This window comes from Bacillus gobiensis, assembly GCF_001278705.1.
GTDB classification, from domain to species: Bacteria; Bacillota; Bacilli; order Bacillales; family Bacillaceae; genus Bacillus; species Bacillus gobiensis.
The window spans coordinates 1,788,696-1,805,345 of record NZ_CP012600.1; the positions used below are offsets into that span (position 1 = coordinate 1,788,696).

Sequence of the window (16,650 nt, forward strand, 5' to 3'; positions counted from 1 at the left end):
ATTAGTAGGCATCTGTTTTCATGCAATTTCGAGATCTAATCTTTATCAGGATCATTTTGATTTTCGTCTTCGACCTGGCGCTCCATCACTTTTTGATAGAGTTTTAATATATAATTGTAGCAAGCATTGATACATTTGTCACATGTGGTCCTTCAATAATCCGTATCTTCATGATGAACACCCCCATACTCATGGATATGTTCACTGGAGTTGTACAAATGGCTGTTTTCTTCATGAGAAAGGGATAAAAAAAGAATGCCTATCCTGATAAAACGTACCCTATAGACTAGACACTTTAAAAAAAGGTCTATCTATAAGGTACATTTTAATTTTAAGATTACACCTTTAAAGTGTTCAAGGGCTTGTGGAGTACATAAACACACAAACAAAACAGCAGTATGTTGTGGATAGTGAAGGAGAGGAGATACAAATCTAGTCAAATTTATGGATATTGTGAATGTTAAGAGGAAATAAAAAAAGCTCACCGTTGTCCGGTGGGCATATTATCCTGAGATGGAGTACCATTAATCAATTCTTACTCTTGAATTTTTGCACTTTTTGCAAACATCTTAACTAAATTTCTTAACTGAATTCAGATGAAAAGCTAATAGCCATAAAGCGGTTAAATTTGACATTGACACAAGTCAATACAAAATTGGCCCATTCAGGAACATTAAAATATAAGACTAAATTACAAATATAAATGCTATTTAGGTTGCAGTTATAAATAACATAAACATCCCCAATAATACTTGAGTTCTTGCATTAGGTCCGTAGTCTATTCATTCTAGCCTAAAAAAGAAAATCAAAAAATGCTGCACCAAAAAACATTAAAAGTACTATTACAAAATTTATATTGAAAGTAGTAACAAGACACCTAAAATTGAAAATAGAAATCATAACCAGTAAACAATTTAAACAATTACTTACAATTGAATATTAGTCCCTACCTTATTTTCAATAGCTTTCTTGTAAAAATATTTAGCTACAACAATATCCACAACAGCTAGTCCAACTGATTTAAACACGGTGATCCTGATCACTAACTTTGCCCATATATTCTCTGTTTACGATGTTCCCAAGCTCTCCAAACAGCTGTTGATTCCGTATTAACATGGCCAAGAATTTCTGATATAGCAGGGAGTGGTGTATCTTTTTCAAGTAGCATACTTGCCAAAGTGCGACGAAGGGAGTGCAAGACGTCTAATAAAGATATATGAACTATCAACCTTCGATGCTATTATTCGATTCGTCTAATTTCTGATTTCTGCGATCCTTTACTGCCCAAATCGCAACTAGGGACAGGACAGCTGCAAAAATAATATAAATGGCGACAGGAACATAAGAGTTATTAAACCTACTAAGTAAAGCCGTTGCAATTAACGGCGCTGTTCCTCCAGCCAGAGCTGCTCCGATTTGATATCCAAGCGTAATACCGGTATAACGTATTTTTGCATCAAAAATTTCCGAGAACATCGTTCCAAGAACAGCTGTGATTGGAGCCCAAATAATCCCTAAACCTATCACTGTTGCAACGATTAAAAACAGTACCGATTGTTGCTGAAGCATCAAGAAGTATGGGAACGCAAACAGAGCCATACCAATCGTTCCGCCTATGAACAGTTTTTTGCGGCCAATTTTATCAGATAAGTTACCCATGATTGGTATTAAAAACGTTGTTATAACCGTTGCAATTATGACTGCATTTAATGTATCTGTCTGTGAGAAACCTAGGTTTGAAGGAGCGTATGATACGACAAACGTGCTAAAAATATAAAATGGGGCTGTTTCTACAACTTTGGCTCCAACGGCAATAATCACCTCACGCCAATAATTCTTAAAAGTTTCTACAATTGGTAGCTTTGGAACTTCTCCGGATTCCTGCACTTTTTTGAAAGATGGTGTTTCATCAATTCCTTTACGAATCCATAGGCCAAAAAATACAAGCAAAGCACTAAATATAAATGGTACACGCCACCCCCAAGTCATGAATTCGGTTTGAGGAAGCAGTGTCATAATTGATAAAGCAATGGTTCCGAGCAACATCCCTATTGTAACACCCATCTGAGGAATAGCACCGAACAAGCCCCGTTTTTCAGCGGGAGCATATTCAACGGCTAATAACAGCGCTCCTCCCCATTCACCACCAATACCTAGACCTTGAATCAAACGCAGAGTAATTAATAAAATCGGCGCCCAAATACCAACGGCTTGATACGTCGGAAGAAGCCCCATCCCAAATGTTGCAACCCCCATTAAACTAAGTGTTAAAACAAGTGTTTTCTTTCTCCCGATGCGGTCGCCAATATGGCTAAAGATCACCCCACCAAAAGGGCGGATAAAGAATGCTAACGCAAAAGATGCATAGGACAACAACAGTCCTATTGTCGGATCCTCATTTACGAAGAATAACTGGTTAAACACGAGTGCAGCAATAGTCCCATATAAAAAATAGTCAAACCACTCAATCGAACTCCCTACTAAACTTGCAACTAATACTCGCCGCATTTGTTTCTTTTCCATCTTGAATTACTCCCTTCAAATTTAAGTGATACATTTTCTGATGATTATCAATTTTCTGTCAATATTCTTGATAATTTATTGACGATGGAACATTCAATAAAATTTGTCATGTATAAAATGTAGCTAGGTACTATTTATCGTTGAAGAGAGAGAAATTAAAATATTAAATCATTTTTCAAGATAGATAAATATCTGTAACTTAAAATAGAATACTAGTTCCTACCTTATTTTCAATAGCTTTTTTGTAAAAATATTGGGCTACAACAATATCCACAACAGCTAGTCCAACTGATTTAAACACGGAAATTTCTTGATCGCTGACTCTGCCTTTATATTCTCCGTTTACGATTTTCCCAAGCTCTCCATAGATGTCGCTTGGCTTAAATATGCCCTCATTTATCGGAACTTGTAAATCACCAGTCTCTTCTAAAGCTGCTTCTCTTGATTCCACTACTACTTTGTCAGCTTGAGAAATTACATGAGATGGTAACTCTTGCATTGTTGGTCTAAATGAACCAACTGCATTCACATGAACACCTCGTTTTAATGACTCTGAAAAAACAGGTGTTGAAGAGTTTGTTGTAGTAACAATAATATCAGCTTCACATACTGCTTCGTTTGAGTCTGAATATACTCGGACACGTTTATTAAATTTCTTTCTAATATATTCAGCAAATTCATGTGCTTTCTGTTCCGTTCTGTTATAAAGGAAAATCTCTTCAATCTCTCGAACAGCTAGCACAGCTTCAACCAGACCTTTTGCTTGTTCACCAGTACCGATAATACATAATTTTTTTGAATCTTGACGGGATAAATATTTCGTTGCTACCCCTGATAAAGCGCCTGTTCTAATCATTGTTAAATAAGAGCCTTCTAAAAGAGCGAGTGGTTCTCCTGTTTTGAAGTCTGATAACATCACAATACCATTTATTGTTTTCTTCCCTAATTTCTTGTTATTTGGAACTACGGTTACTACTTTTAATCCAATGCTCCCGAGTTCTTCAGCCACGGAAGGCATTACTAATGCAGTATTTTGACCACCATCAAAGGGTAAGGCGGCACGAATAGGCGTAACTGTTCTTTCTTCTGAAAATTCCTTTAATGCGACAGCTGCGCATTCAATGATCTCATTCATATCTACTAAACTTTTTTGTACATCAGTATTTAAGGCTAACATACTATTTCATCCTTTCTTGCTGATATCATACCCGTGTATTTTTCACTTTAAAAATCAGAAGCCTATACCGTTGACCCTGAAAACCAATTAACTCTCCTCACAACAGTTATTTTTTTCTCGCAATTTTCCTAATATTTTTTCAATTCATTCGGATCACTGCTTTACGTTAACATTGAACCGGTCATAACGAAGTGGTTCAATTGGAATCGATGTTTCATTTTGATTGATCATTTCTTCGATTACTTTACCTGTAATCGCAGCTAAGCTTATGCCATCCCCTTCATGTCCTGCTGCAATATATAACCCCGGTACCTTTTCAACATGTGAAATGATTGGAAGATGGTCAGCTGTCCATGGTCGTAATCCTGCATATGTTCTTATAACAGTCATATCCGCTATTTTAGGGTAAAAACGAACAGCTCTTTTTGCGATATATTTTATTACTTCATGATCCACTTTTGTGTCATATCCATTAAATTGACGACTACTACCAATTAAAAAGTTTTGACTTTCGGTAGGCTCGAAAACTAATGCAATGCCATATTTCTCAGTGAATGGATCTACTTTCCTCTCCCCACCAAATTTTGAAATGAGGTAGCCAAATTCCATTACATTTCTTAATCCAACAGGATGTTGTCTAGAAGCAACAATGACCTGACCTTTACGCGGTTTTATTGGAATGTCTATATCTAACATCTCTCCAATAAACGGAGCCCATACACCACATGCATTGACAACCTTATTAGCCGTAAAGGTTTCATTATTTGTCTCAATTACAAATTGATTCACTTGATTTTTATAAAGATTTTTCACTTCCGTATTCGTATGTATTTTCGCACCGAATTGTTTGGCACGATGAATCAGCGAATATGTTAACATATAAGGATTTACTCTAGAATCAGTCCTGCACTCAAGCCCACCAAGGATGTCGTCTGCAAAGTAATCAGATTCATTGCGTAGATCTTCCCGATCCAACATTCGAAAATCTAGCCCCGCATCTTGTTGTTGCTGCACCCATTTTTGTGCAGCCTCCATTTCCGTATCATTTTCACAAACTAAAACACTACCAGGGTTCCTATATTCAAATGGGATTTCAAGCTCATTATTTAATTCATATACCAATTGTTGGCTTTTTAGAGCCATTTGACTATCAAATCCTGGATCTTTATCCACTGCTAAAATATTTCCATCGCATTTAGAGGTTGTTTCACTTGCCAATTCATTCTTTTCAAGAACCGTTATATCTAAACCGGATTTTGAGCAATAGTAAGCGATCGATGAACCAATAATTCCCCCTCCGATTACAAGGACATCGCAATGTAATGTATTAGTCATGTTATTCCTCCCTATACATTAGTAACAACCTGGCTTTTTTTATTAGATTGATAAGCTTCCCATTGCTGCAAGATTTTCTTTCTTCCTACTTCTATTTCCGGATGAAATTGTATATGTGCATTATTCCTAGTCTGTTCAGTCATTTCAATAGAATCTTTAATATTTATATCTAATCTTTTCATTCCAGAACGGTGTGCAATTGATAAACCTGCTGTTCTCCCCTGTGCAGCAGCAACCTTTGCTCCTTCAATACCAGTAATGTTTCCTGCAACATATAGTCCTTCTAGAGGGGTTTCCATCCGTTCATTATGTAAAGGAACATAGCCTCCCAATTCCTCCACTAAATAAAATGGACAACCTGCAACTGCTGCTAATTCAGCTAATGGGTATAAACCTCCGGCAATACAAACAAAATCTACTTGAATATGTTCCTCACTACCAGAAACTACTTCCCCATCAGCATTAATTGTTGCTAATGTTACTCTTTCGACTTCATTTTCACCATAAATTTCAGTTACGGCTTTTCGAAGTTGAATTGGAATCCCCCACATTTTCACTCCTTTTTTAGGGTAGAAATTAACGCCCAACTTTTTCATAAAGTCATTCTTCATTAACTTGCTGCCATATCGAACGAATGGTGACGGAGCCATATGGGATACGTGAAGAAGTGAATCTAGTACTTTTTTTGGTTGACCCGCATCCTTTGTTATACGGTTCATTTTCGGTAAAGTAAGACAAGCTACTTCTACGCCAGCTAGTTGTAATTCCATCGCAATAGCAGCTGAGAGAACATTCACACCGATAATAACTCCACGCTCCCCGGGTTTGACTCGATGAACATTTGTCATCACCTGAGCGGCACCAACAGACATAACTCCGGGTAATGTCCAACCCGGTACAGGTACAGGAGATTCTGCTGCCCCAGTTGCTAATAACAGATTATCCGTGTGAAATGTTTCTTTTTCTGTATAAACAACCCATAACCCATTTAATTTTTCAATGTTATTTACAGCTGTATTTAAATGAAACTTCACTCCAAGATTAACTGCTTTTTTATATAATTTAGTTGATTCTTTAATCCCATTCCACCAGGACCCATTCGGTTCTTCATAAAGCTGTCCAAGTAACCTACCACCAGCTATCATATATTCATCAATTACAACAACATCTACTCCATTTTCTGCACAAGTAACTGCCGCTGTTAAACCTGCAGGTCCAGATCCTATAATGATAGCATTATCCATTTTCCAGTCCCCCATCATCTTTATAGGATGTTTGTATTTGGCCACTACTTTCTACAATCATTCCTTCTTTAATGGGTGTAAGACATGCCCGAATACCCTGTTGACCATCTACCGAAACTCTACATTCATAACAATGGCCAATATTACAATAGAAACCTCTTGGTGATCCGCTCTCTTCATGGTGTCGAAGTGTGCGAATTCCATTGGCTAAAAGAGCGGCAGCCAAAGATTCATTTTCCAGCCCTTTATAGACCTTATGATTAAATGTGAAGGAAACATAATTATTATCTTCAATTTTTCCGAGTATAGGGTGGTCTAAGATTCTTTGCGTCATTTATCTATCCTCCTTAAATTTTCAAAGCTAATCGGGCGTATTGGTGGCTGATATTTCAATGACACACATGTTCGATTTTTATCATTTGATGATATAGCAGCTATTTTATCTACCATAGTCCGACATGTTCTTCCACCACAATAACCCATGCCAGCTCTAGTACGAAGCTTTAATTCCCTAGCCGAACATTTATACTTGGCAGCTGTAGTCTCCAACTCCTCGTAACTTACTTCTTCACATCTGCATATGATCATTTCATCTTCTTTCACTTGAAACACCTCAATTTATACTTTATTAATGAAGAATGAAACTGAAAAGTAGATAGCCCCTGCAATTATTCATTATTACGTCATGAAACCTCTTCCCCCCCTATATCAAGCTTTCTTTCTTCGGATTTGTTCAAAGTAGCTACAATAATACCAATAACAGTTCCAATCAGTCCCGTAATAATCCATCCTGCCCCGACACTAAACAGTGGAATGAAAGAAAACGTTTGATTAATAAAATCCACAAAAACATTTGCTTCTTTTAAAGCATCTAATAGTGCAACAAATCCACTACCAATAATTGAACCTACATATACGGATTGATAACCTTTAAAAAGATTATTGGTAAAGGAAAGAATAATTAATGTAATCGCTATTGGATATAAAAGAAGCAAAATTGGTGAAGCCGTATCTAGTATTTTATCCAATCCAAAATTTGTAATTATTAAACTAACAATAGCCAATAATACTACCCATTTTTTATAAGAAATATTCGGATAGATTCGATTAAAATATTCTGCTACTGCTGATAAGCACGCTATATTTGTTGTTATTCCAGTTAAAAATACAACAGTACCTATTAAGAATATTCCGACATATCCAAATAAATGGATTGCACTGTTTGCTAACACTTCTCCACCATTGCTGGCATATCCAATGGCATCTATACTCGATGCTCCTATCCAAGCTAAAGATAACTGCAAAAGCGCCAAACCAATTACAGTTATAACTCCTGCTTTAATAAAAACAAGGGATGTTGCTTTTTTCCCTATAACTCCTAAATTCTTAATTGACTTAATAAAAATTCCCCCAAATATAAACGCGGCAAGAACATCCATTGTATAATAACCTTCAACAAATCCTTTTAAAAATGTATCTTGTATATACGGCTCTTTGGGTTCACCAAAACTTCCCATGGGGGTAACGAATGACTTAACTATTAATATGATTAAAAGAGTAGCAAATACAGGTGTTATCACTTTGCCTAATCTATCCACAAACTTGCTTGGGTTAAGAGAAAGTAAGACAGTCATTAGAATAAAAAGAAAAGAAAACAGAAATAAGAATAAATTATTTGACTGAACCATATCAGTGATTACAGGAAATACCGATATTTCATATACGACTGACGTAGTTCTTGGAATTACGTATATTGGCCCTAGAGTTAAAAATAAGGCTATTGAAAATATCATACCGAACTTTGGATGTACTCTTGCAGCAAGGTTCTCTACTGTACCTCCTGATATAGCTAATGCTATAATTGCTAATAAGACAAGGCCGACACCTGTGATTAAAAACCCTGACATCGCAATCCACGTGTTCGTTCCTGCAAGTTGACCTACCATTGGTGCAAATATTATGTTACCAGCCCCAAGAAACATCGCAAATAACATTAGCCCGACGGCAATAAGTTGTCCTGTCGACAAAGTACTTTTCATTTAAAGTCCCCCAATAGTTTAATAGAAACCTTCTTTATACTCTTCGTTCTCCCAAATGTAAATTTATTAACGTTTTTAAAAACAAAAAACTTAGCGTCAGCCATAATGCTTTCCTAGTGACACTATATCTACGGCAATACAGCATTTGTTAATTTTTGTAAGGTTATTGAGATAAGAAGACTTAACTCTCCAATCAATTTAATTAACACTTCAATAAATATTTATAAATTAAGTAGTGTTTAAATTTTTTCTTAAGAGAGCTTTAAATTTCCTAGATGTCGATCCATTCCCTCAGATTAAGATTAGTGTCATGAGTTTATAAACAATACTCAGGTTCTCATGCAAACTAGCCAAGAAAGTACGTGAAGGTCTATAGACCACATTTTAGAATGAGGAAAGTCAAATTGTTATTCTACATTTTAGGATCATTGAGTAAAATAGTCTTCCATTAATCAGAAGTCCACATATTTGTTATATCAACAAGAACATTTAATAGAGCTAAAAATAAAAGGTAGTTTAATTTTTCAAACTAAGTGCTTATACCCATCCGCGAAAACGAGCAGCTTCTGCCATTCTTCTTATTCCAACCATATATGCAGCTAAACGCATATCTATTTGATGTTGTTGCGCTGTGGAAAAAACATTTTCAAAAGAATCGACTATTTTGTGGCGTAACTTTTGAGAGACTTCTTCTTCTGTCCAATAGTAACCTTGGTTATTTTGCACCCATTCAAAATAAGAAACAGTAACACCACCTGAACTAGCAAGAACATCTGGTACAAGTAACACGTTACGTGCAGCTAATATGGTTGTGGCTTCTAAAGTTGTGGGTCCATTCGCAGCTTCCACAACAATTTCAGCTTGAATATGTCCTGCATTTTCACTTGTAATTTGATTGGAAATTGCAGCTGGAACAAGGATATCACATTCTTGTTCGAGTAGTTCCTGATTTGTAATAGTGTTTATAAATAAGCTTGTTACTGTCCCAAAGCTATCACGTCGATTAAGTAAATAATCAATATCTAACCCTTCCGGATCATAAAGCGCACCATATGCATCAGAAATGCCAACCACTTTTGCGCCTGCATCTTGCATAAACTTGGCAATATAACTTCCTGCATTCCCAAATCCTTGGATAATAACGCGTGCCTCTTTTATTTGAATTCCTTTTCGCTTTGCTGCCTCTTCGATACAAATTGTGACTCCTCTTGCTGTTGCTGTTTCACGTCCTTGTGAACCTCCTAGGACAAGCGGTTTGCCAGTAATAAATCCCGGCGAATCAAATTCTTGGATACGGCTGTACTCGTCCATCATCCATGCCATAACTTGTGGATTTGTAAATACATCTGGTGCAGGTATATCTTTTGTTGGGCCAACCACTTGACTAATCGCACGAACATATCCTCGACTTAAACGTTCTAATTCACTGAAGGACATGTTGCGAGGATCGCATACAATTCCGCCTTTCCCTCCACCGTAAGGAAGATTGAAAATACCGCATTTTAAACTCATCCACATTGACAATGCTGTTACTTCCTCTTCATTTACTTCCGGGTGAAAACGCACTCCACCTTTTGTAGGTCCAACTGCATCGTTATGTTGAGAACGATAGCCGGTGAAAATCTTCATTGAACCGTCATCCATTCGAACCGGAATTCGTACTTTGATGATTCTAAGAGGTTCTTTTAATAATTCATACATATCTTCTTTATATCCTAATCTTTGAACTGCTTCTTTTACGATGAACTGAGTTGAACTTAATAAATCTAACCTCTCATTTTGCTTGTTGCCATGCTGAACAGAATTACTATCAACCGTAATTGTCCCTTTCATTGTTTACACCTCTTATGTTATATGTTGTTTACACTTGAAATATTTTTATAACTATAAAACTAAACTTTTAAGATGATTTATTTTTACGGAATACATGTTGGACGTATAGTTGATCAAGTGCGACAAATGTTGATAGTGTAATGGATAGAATATTCACTATTTTTTAAACCCTCGACAATAATCTTCATAAATCCTTCCATTGATGATAGCCTTGTGATACACGATTGAAAAATTCATTTTTTCCAAATGAGAAAAGAATTCCCTATGGCCCATTAATCACTTAGAAAACAATCCTTTAAGAGCAAAAGAGACATTTTGAGGTCTTTCTGCCAGCCGACGCATAAAATAACCGAACCAGTCACTACCGAAAGGAATATAAACACGCATTTTATATCCTTCTTGAACTAAACTTTGCTGCATTTTTGTTCTAAAACCATACAGCATTTGAAATTCAAATTGATCACGTGGTATGTTATTTTCTTTCACAAATTCTTTTACTTTGGAAATGATAGTGTGATCATGAGAAGCAATCGCCGTATAGCTGCCGCTCAATAAATGCAATTTAATAATGTTCATATAATTTTCATCTACATCTTTTTTCACTTGATATGCTACTGCCGGAGACTCTTTATAAGCCCCCTTAACTAAACGAAGGGAAATTCCTTTTAAACTTCTTACGTCCTGTTCGGCTCTATGTAAATAAGATTGAATCACTGTACCCACATTATCATAGGTTTCACGCAGTTCCCTTAGGATATCTAGCGTCATTTGGCAATGGGTGTAATCTTCCATATCAATTCTTACAAAGTTATTTGTTTTTTTCGCTGTCTCAAGAATTCGACACATGTTTTCGATGCAAAAATCCCGATCAATATCCAAACCAAGCTGGGTCATTTTAACAGACAAATTACTATTAACTCCATATTCAGCAATGGATTCAAGAGTTTTTACGTTATACTCTGTTGCTTCAAGAGCCTTTCTTTTGCTTAAAACGAATTCCCCTAAATGATCAAGTGTACAGCTCAATCCTTTTTCATTTAATTCATGCACTTTCTTAATGGCACTTTCAATCGTATCCCCGGCAATAACTTGAGAGGCTCCAAATTTAAGACCCCATTTCTTCGCAGCTTTGTTTAGCGCTTTGTTTTGGGCAGCATAGAGAAAAACGTTTTTCGAAACTACATCTAACATAATTTATTCCCCCAGATTATATTATTCTTGTTAGAAGATTTAGTATTGGGCAGCTTTTGAAAAGCCGCCCTATCCTTATTTAAATTGTTGTGCTAGTTGTTTTTGCCTGCATGTGCATAATCAGGTAATCAGGACCCCCTGCTTTTGAATCTGTTCCTGACATGTTAAATCCTCCAAACGGATGGTATCCAACAATAGCACCTGTACATCCTCGGTTGAAGTAAAGATTACCCACATGAAACTCTTCTTTTGCACGCTCAATATGTTCAGGGGTGTTAGAAAGCAGCGCACCGGTTAAGCCATATTCGGTATTATTAGCGATTTCCATCATGTGGTCAAAGTCACGTGCCTTGCAGAAGGCGACAACGGGACCAAATATTTCTTCCTGCATAAGGCGTGCTTTTTCGTTCACATCAGCAATGATCGTCGGTTGAATGAAATACCCTTCGGAATCATCCCCCTCTCCACCAGTCATCAATTTGCCTTCTTCCATACCAATTTCGATATACTTCATTATCTTGTTGTATGAGGCTTGTCCGATTACTGGACCCATATAGGTGTTCACGTCTTCAGGACTACCGACCGTTAATGTCTTCGTTAAAGCCACCGCTTTTTCAAGCACTTCGTTATAAACATCTTGATGTATCACCGCACGAGAACCGGCTGAACATTTTTGTCCGGAAAATCCAAATGCAGAGTAAACAATTGATGATGCCGCTACATCTAAATCTGCATCCTTATCTACGACTACTGTATCTTTTCCGCCCATTTCAGCGATCACACGTTTTAACCAAATTTGGCCAGGTTGCACTTTCGCTGCACGTTCATAAATCCGGCAGCCAACTTCACGAGAACCTGTGAAGGAGATAAATCGTGTTTTCGGATGATCGACAAGGTAATCCCCTATCTCCTCTCCGTCACCCGGTATATAGTTAAATACACCTTGAGGAAGACCCGCTTCTTCCATAACTTCAACGAACTTTGCCGCAACTACCGGTGTATTGTCAGAAGGTTTAAGAAGAACCGTGTTTCCTGTTACAATAGCTGCAGCAACCGTCCCTGCCATAATTGCTAATGGGAAGTTAAATGGTGAAATAATGATACCTACGCCAAGTGGTATGTAATTAAACTTGTTAATTTCCCCCTCACGACTTTCTACCGGTGATCCGTCTTTTAATTTCATCATTTGGCGTGCATAGTATTCAAGGAAGTCAACTGCTTCTGCTGTGTCTGCATCAGCTTCTTTCCACGGCTTCCCAGCTTCTTTAACGAGGTAACCTGAAAATTCATGTTTACGACGACGGATGATATCTGCCGCACAGAATAAAATGTTTGCACGTACTTCTGGATCTTCTTTTTTCCATGTATTGAATGTAGATAGTGCTGTTTGCATCGCTTTCTCAGCTAATTCTTTATTGGCCTTGGAAACTCGGCCAATTACTTCTTTCTTATTCGCTGGATTAACTGATATAATTTGTTCCTTGGTTGTAATAAATTCCTCTCCAATGACAAGTGGATAATCTTTTCCTAGCTCAGATTGCACGACTTCTAATGCTTTTTTAAATTCACTTCTATTTTCTTCAAGTGTAAAATCTGTGAATGGTTCGTGTTTATATGAGTTGATATCCGTATTAGTTGTTGTAATCATGTGATCCACTCCTTTTATATTCAACATAATCTTTGCCGTTATCTCCTAGAGACACTCGCTTTGGCGACAGCATTTTAGAACTCTTGTCTAGAAGTTTTTTCTTCTACTAATTAATTTAATTAATACTTTATTAATAAGTATTTACAACCATAAATTTTAAATATCACTTAAATTATTGTGTAAAAAAATGATCTTAACTCAAATATAGTATTAATAATTTGATAACTTCACCTCCTTAAGTTAATATGTTAAAATTAAATTCATAAAATTTAAGTGATAATAAAATTTTTAAGTGATGCTTAAATTCTAAAATGAAACTAATCAAGTCATCAATTGCTTTGTCAGATCATATCACACATGATTTTATTTGAAATTCTAAGCTCTTATCTAAAATGGTATTTAAGAAGCCCTGTTTAATATGAAATTCATTTAACCTAGATCTTCTCTAACATGAAAACCAGCGTTTTTTATTTTTGACACTAATCTATATTTGGGGGTATAAAATGAATTCAAATTTAGGGGATTTAATAAGAAGACTCCGTAAAGAGAAAAAAATGACATTGAAGGAAGTCTCCGAAAAAACGGATTTATCTATAAGCTTCTTATCCCAAGTAGAACGTTCTCTCTGTTCCATTACGTTACTCTCCCTGCGAAAAATATCTGAAGCTCTTGGTGTTAGTCCAAGTTATTTCTTTCCTGACACAATACAAACTGATAAAAATATGATCAGACGAGCAACTGATAAACAAGTAAAACATAAGTCATCCTTTACTTATTCAGATCTATCTGGTGATGTATCAAATCCCTTGTTTGTGCCAATTCTAGTTACCTTATTACCCGGAGATAAAAAAGGCACACCTTTTTCTCATGATGGCCAAGAATTTATTTATGTTGTCGATGGCACCATGACTATCATTTTTGATGATATTGAATACGACCTTTACCCCGGGGATAGCATTCATATAGATTCAACCAGACCTCACAACTGGTTTAACAACACGGACAAACCTGCTAACTTTATATATGTTAGTGCAGCTGCCTCTCGTGATTGATTTTTAGACCGCCTTTTTGATGCTAATTTGACGCGGGTAACTATTGTTGAGTTTGAAGACTGGGAAAATGGACATCCAAAGAAAAGCCAACAACTAAGTTCACTTCGGGTAGATCATTGACTCCTAGTGAGTTTTTTAATTAATATAAGTATTCTGTGCAATTGTCATATGACACTTGGTTACAAGGAAAAACTATTTTAGTAACATTGACAAACGAGTGAGATGCTTATACAAGCATCGATGTTAAGGGGAATTTAAGAAATTAAACTATTTTCATAAAAGTTTTGTCTTAGAAATTTTTTTGTTTGAACCATTCAATTTCTGAGGCGTTTTTCATTTTAATCGGCGAGATGACTGTAGAGGAGGGATCAAATGAAAGCAATTATTAAAGATGTACTTTGCATTATAATAGGAGCCTTTTTTGTTGCTGCATCGATTCATTTCTTTGTGATACCAAATAAATTAGGAGACGGAAGTACGATTGGTATCGCTTTGGTTTTATATTATTTATTTCATATTCCTGCGAGTATCAGCACATTTGTCATTAATCTTATTTTTATTGCCCTGGCCTGCAAATTTTTAAGTAAACGGAAGATTCTTTATACGATACTGGGCACGGTAATGACCTCTGTTTTCCTTAGTGTCGTAAGTTTTATTCCGTTTGCCGTTCACGACATGATTTTAGGAATTGTGTTTGGTGCTGTGTTAATGGGAGCAGGATTAGCTCTTATTTTCATTGCTGATGGATCAGCTGGCGGAACGACCCTTTTGGCTTATTTATTAAATTATACAAAAGGCTACAACATCTCAAAAAGCATGTTCTATATGGACAGCGTCATTATTTTCGCTGCCGTATTTGCCATTGGTATCAATAACATGTTGTATACGTTTATCTTTGTGTTTTTGTGTGCCAAAATAGTTGATTTAGTCATTGAGGGTTTCCACAATAAGAAAGCACTCACCATAATGTCTGATAAATATGAAGAAATTGCCCAAGTCATTACTCGGAAATACGGAAATGCCGCTACCATTTTTTACGGCTACGGATACTATGTTAATAAAGACAAACGAATTATCTACGTTGTAATTAAAAAGAACGAGCTGTTGAAAATCAAAAAGCATATACAACAAATCGATCCCAAATCTTTTATTGTCATCCACGAGGTAAAAGAAGCGGTAGGAGGGAAATTCGGTTTTTCGGGTTTGCCTTCTGTTAGTAATGAGAGGTAGAAGAAATTGTTTAAAGGGGCTGTCCAGAAAGTCATCTTGATTGACTTTCTGGAGCCCTTCTTTATTTTTATATAATAAAACAAAAAATCGTCTCTTTCTGTAAAATGAAGTTAATAAAAAAGACAGCCTGAACCCGGACCGCAAATTACACAATATAGAAGACTATTGGATTAGATAAATACTACACATGCAATTTTCATCTTAAAACATTACATTCCAAGTATCCGGTCCGACAATACCATCAGCAGCTAAACTATGCCGTTTTTGATAAGCTTTAACTGCACGTTCGGTTGCAGGACCGTAAATACCGTCTGCTACAACACCTACAGCTCGCTGGATCCGTTCCATATCTTTGCCGCAGAAACCACGTTTAATAAGGTGCCCAGGGTAAGGAACGACTGAGGATCGGGAAGTTTTCTTTTTCACAGACTTTTTGTAGTTTTCGAGCTTGCTATCAGTAACAGGTCCATAAATGCCGTCAGCAGTGATACCTACGGCTTTCTGGAATACTTTAACGGTATCAACCACTTCATTTCCATAGTCACCATCAGCTCCGTATTTAGGCAATTTGAAACCTGCCGCAATTAGTTTTTTCTGCAATTCTTTGACTGCTGCACCTTTAGAGCTTTTTCTTAGCACTTTTTCAGGATTAGAAGTTGCGGCATCTTTAACTCCGGTTTTAGGAGCTTCGACTTTCACGCTGCCGCCAGTCCACGCATTATATACCTTTTTGACATCAGAAATGAATCTTTCCCATGATATCCCGTGGGGCTGTAACCAACTCTGTGGATCATAACGCCTTTTCGGATCCAATACTTTATGAGAAACTATGTCCTTTTTAGGATTTAAACCGAATTTTCGGCATAGATATGCAAAATACCATATATAGCGATCATACGCCTTGGCAAAGCTTCCAGTACGGCATAACTCTACACCGATAGCCCTTGTGTTGGCATCAGCTCCAAACATAATATTATCCATTGGTTTCTGGAACTGGACATGAAATGCTTGCTCATTTAGTGGTATGATCTCAAGTATTTTTGTATCATCGATGAACGCATGGGCAGATGAAGCAATCACATGACGGTTAAAATAGGTAAAATGATCGTCAGCATCTGCTGAGTTATTTCCAGTTTCATGAGCAACGATAAACAAAACTTTGCCTGTTAACGGTAAACCAGAACGTGATTTTCCTTTTGCAATGATTCTGTGTTCGATTGAATATTTCGTTGAAATAGCCATAATGACACTCTCCTTTTTATTTAGTCTCCGTCAAAGAATGTTTTTGATTTTGTTTTTAAACTAACGGGCGAGTTATTCTCTATGTGTTAAAATATGGTTAGATAATTTAGGAAAAGGAAGGTGTATCTATTGAAGA

The 16,650-nt window shown here is 36.5% G+C and carries 14 protein-coding genes and 1 pseudogene; 2 read left to right on the forward strand and 13 right to left on the reverse strand.

Translation table 11 applies throughout. From position 1 onward, the window contains the following. Positions 1-1,042: 1,042 nt before the first annotated feature. The 11 genes from AM592_RS23245 to pruA all read right to left on the reverse strand — a co-directional run bounded on the left by AM592_RS23245 (position 1,043) and on the right by pruA (position 12,990). Positions 1,043-1,228, reverse strand: a complete 186-nt coding sequence (locus AM592_RS23245; RefSeq protein ID WP_312883777.1) for a tyrosine-type recombinase/integrase — start codon at positions 1,226-1,228, stop codon at positions 1,043-1,045. Continuing rightward, positions 1,225-2,523, reverse strand: coding sequence for an MFS transporter (locus AM592_RS08900; protein ID WP_053603474.1), 1,299 nt, complete (start codon positions 2,521-2,523; stop codon positions 1,225-1,227). The genes AM592_RS23245 and AM592_RS08900 overlap by 4 nt, the downstream gene beginning before the upstream one ends. 199 nt (positions 2,524-2,722) lie before the next feature. Continuing rightward, entirely contained in the window at positions 2,723-3,700 is a 978-nt protein-coding gene (locus AM592_RS08905) for an ornithine cyclodeaminase family protein (protein ID WP_053603475.1), read from the reverse strand. Between the two features lie 153 nt (positions 3,701-3,853). Continuing rightward, positions 3,854-5,035, reverse strand: a complete 1,182-nt coding sequence (locus AM592_RS08910; protein ID WP_053603476.1) for an NAD(P)/FAD-dependent oxidoreductase — start codon at positions 5,033-5,035, stop codon at positions 3,854-3,856. Between the two features lie 11 nt (positions 5,036-5,046). Then, positions 5,047-6,279, reverse strand: coding sequence for an NAD(P)/FAD-dependent oxidoreductase (locus AM592_RS08915; RefSeq protein WP_053603477.1), 1,233 nt, complete (start codon positions 6,277-6,279; stop codon positions 5,047-5,049). Beyond that, entirely contained in the window at positions 6,272-6,613 is a 342-nt protein-coding gene (locus tag AM592_RS08920; protein ID WP_053603478.1) for a (2Fe-2S)-binding protein, read from the reverse strand. Before AM592_RS08920 ends, AM592_RS08915 begins: the two co-directional genes overlap by 8 nt. Continuing rightward, the gene (locus AM592_RS08925) at positions 6,610-6,882 is read right to left on the reverse strand and encodes a (2Fe-2S)-binding protein (protein WP_098945218.1); all 273 of its coding nucleotides are present in this window, start codon (positions 6,880-6,882) and stop codon (positions 6,610-6,612) included. The genes AM592_RS08920 and AM592_RS08925 overlap by 4 nt, the downstream gene beginning before the upstream one ends. Positions 6,883-6,962: 80 nt before the next feature. Beyond that, positions 6,963-8,318 carry a branched-chain amino acid transport system II carrier protein gene (brnQ, locus tag AM592_RS08930; RefSeq protein ID WP_053603479.1) on the reverse strand — a complete coding sequence of 452 codons (1,356 nt, stop codon included), beginning with the start codon at positions 8,316-8,318 and terminating at the stop codon, positions 6,963-6,965. A 537-nt stretch (positions 8,319-8,855) separates the two neighbouring features. Beyond that, entirely contained in the window at positions 8,856-10,151 is a 1,296-nt protein-coding gene (locus AM592_RS08935) for a Glu/Leu/Phe/Val family dehydrogenase (RefSeq protein WP_053603480.1), read from the reverse strand. A 276-nt stretch (positions 10,152-10,427) separates the two neighbouring features. Further along, positions 10,428-11,342 carry a proline dehydrogenase family protein gene (locus tag AM592_RS08940; protein ID WP_053603481.1) on the reverse strand — a complete coding sequence of 305 codons (915 nt, stop codon included), beginning with the start codon at positions 11,340-11,342 and terminating at the stop codon, positions 10,428-10,430. A 79-nt stretch (positions 11,343-11,421) separates the two neighbouring features. Next, positions 11,422-12,990: an L-glutamate gamma-semialdehyde dehydrogenase gene (pruA, locus tag AM592_RS08945; protein ID WP_053603482.1), complete on the reverse strand. Its 1,569-nt coding sequence runs from the start codon at positions 12,988-12,990 to the stop codon at positions 11,422-11,424. Positions 12,991-13,493: 503 nt separating this feature from the next. Between pruA and AM592_RS08950 the strand changes: the two genes are divergently transcribed. Further along, positions 13,494-14,042, forward strand: coding sequence for a helix-turn-helix domain-containing protein (locus AM592_RS08950; RefSeq protein WP_053603483.1), 549 nt, complete (start codon positions 13,494-13,496; stop codon positions 14,040-14,042). Positions 14,043-14,414: 372 nt separating this feature from the next. Next, the gene (locus tag AM592_RS08955) at positions 14,415-15,272 is read left to right on the forward strand and encodes a YitT family protein (RefSeq protein ID WP_053603484.1); all 858 of its coding nucleotides are present in this window, start codon (positions 14,415-14,417) and stop codon (positions 15,270-15,272) included. Between the two features lie 201 nt (positions 15,273-15,473). Here AM592_RS08955 and AM592_RS24580 read toward each other — a convergent pair whose 3' ends face one another. Both AM592_RS24580 and AM592_RS24585 read right to left on the reverse strand, forming a co-directional pair. Beyond that, positions 15,474-15,971 (reverse strand): peptidoglycan-binding domain-containing protein, encoded by a 498-nt coding sequence (locus tag AM592_RS24580; RefSeq protein ID WP_225970385.1) that lies wholly within the window; start codon positions 15,969-15,971, stop codon positions 15,474-15,476. A 21-nt stretch (positions 15,972-15,992) separates the two neighbouring features. Beyond that, positions 15,993-16,514, reverse strand: a pseudogene (locus AM592_RS24585) (peptidoglycan recognition protein family protein); the annotation flags it as partial. Positions 16,515-16,650: the final 136 nt, after the last annotated feature.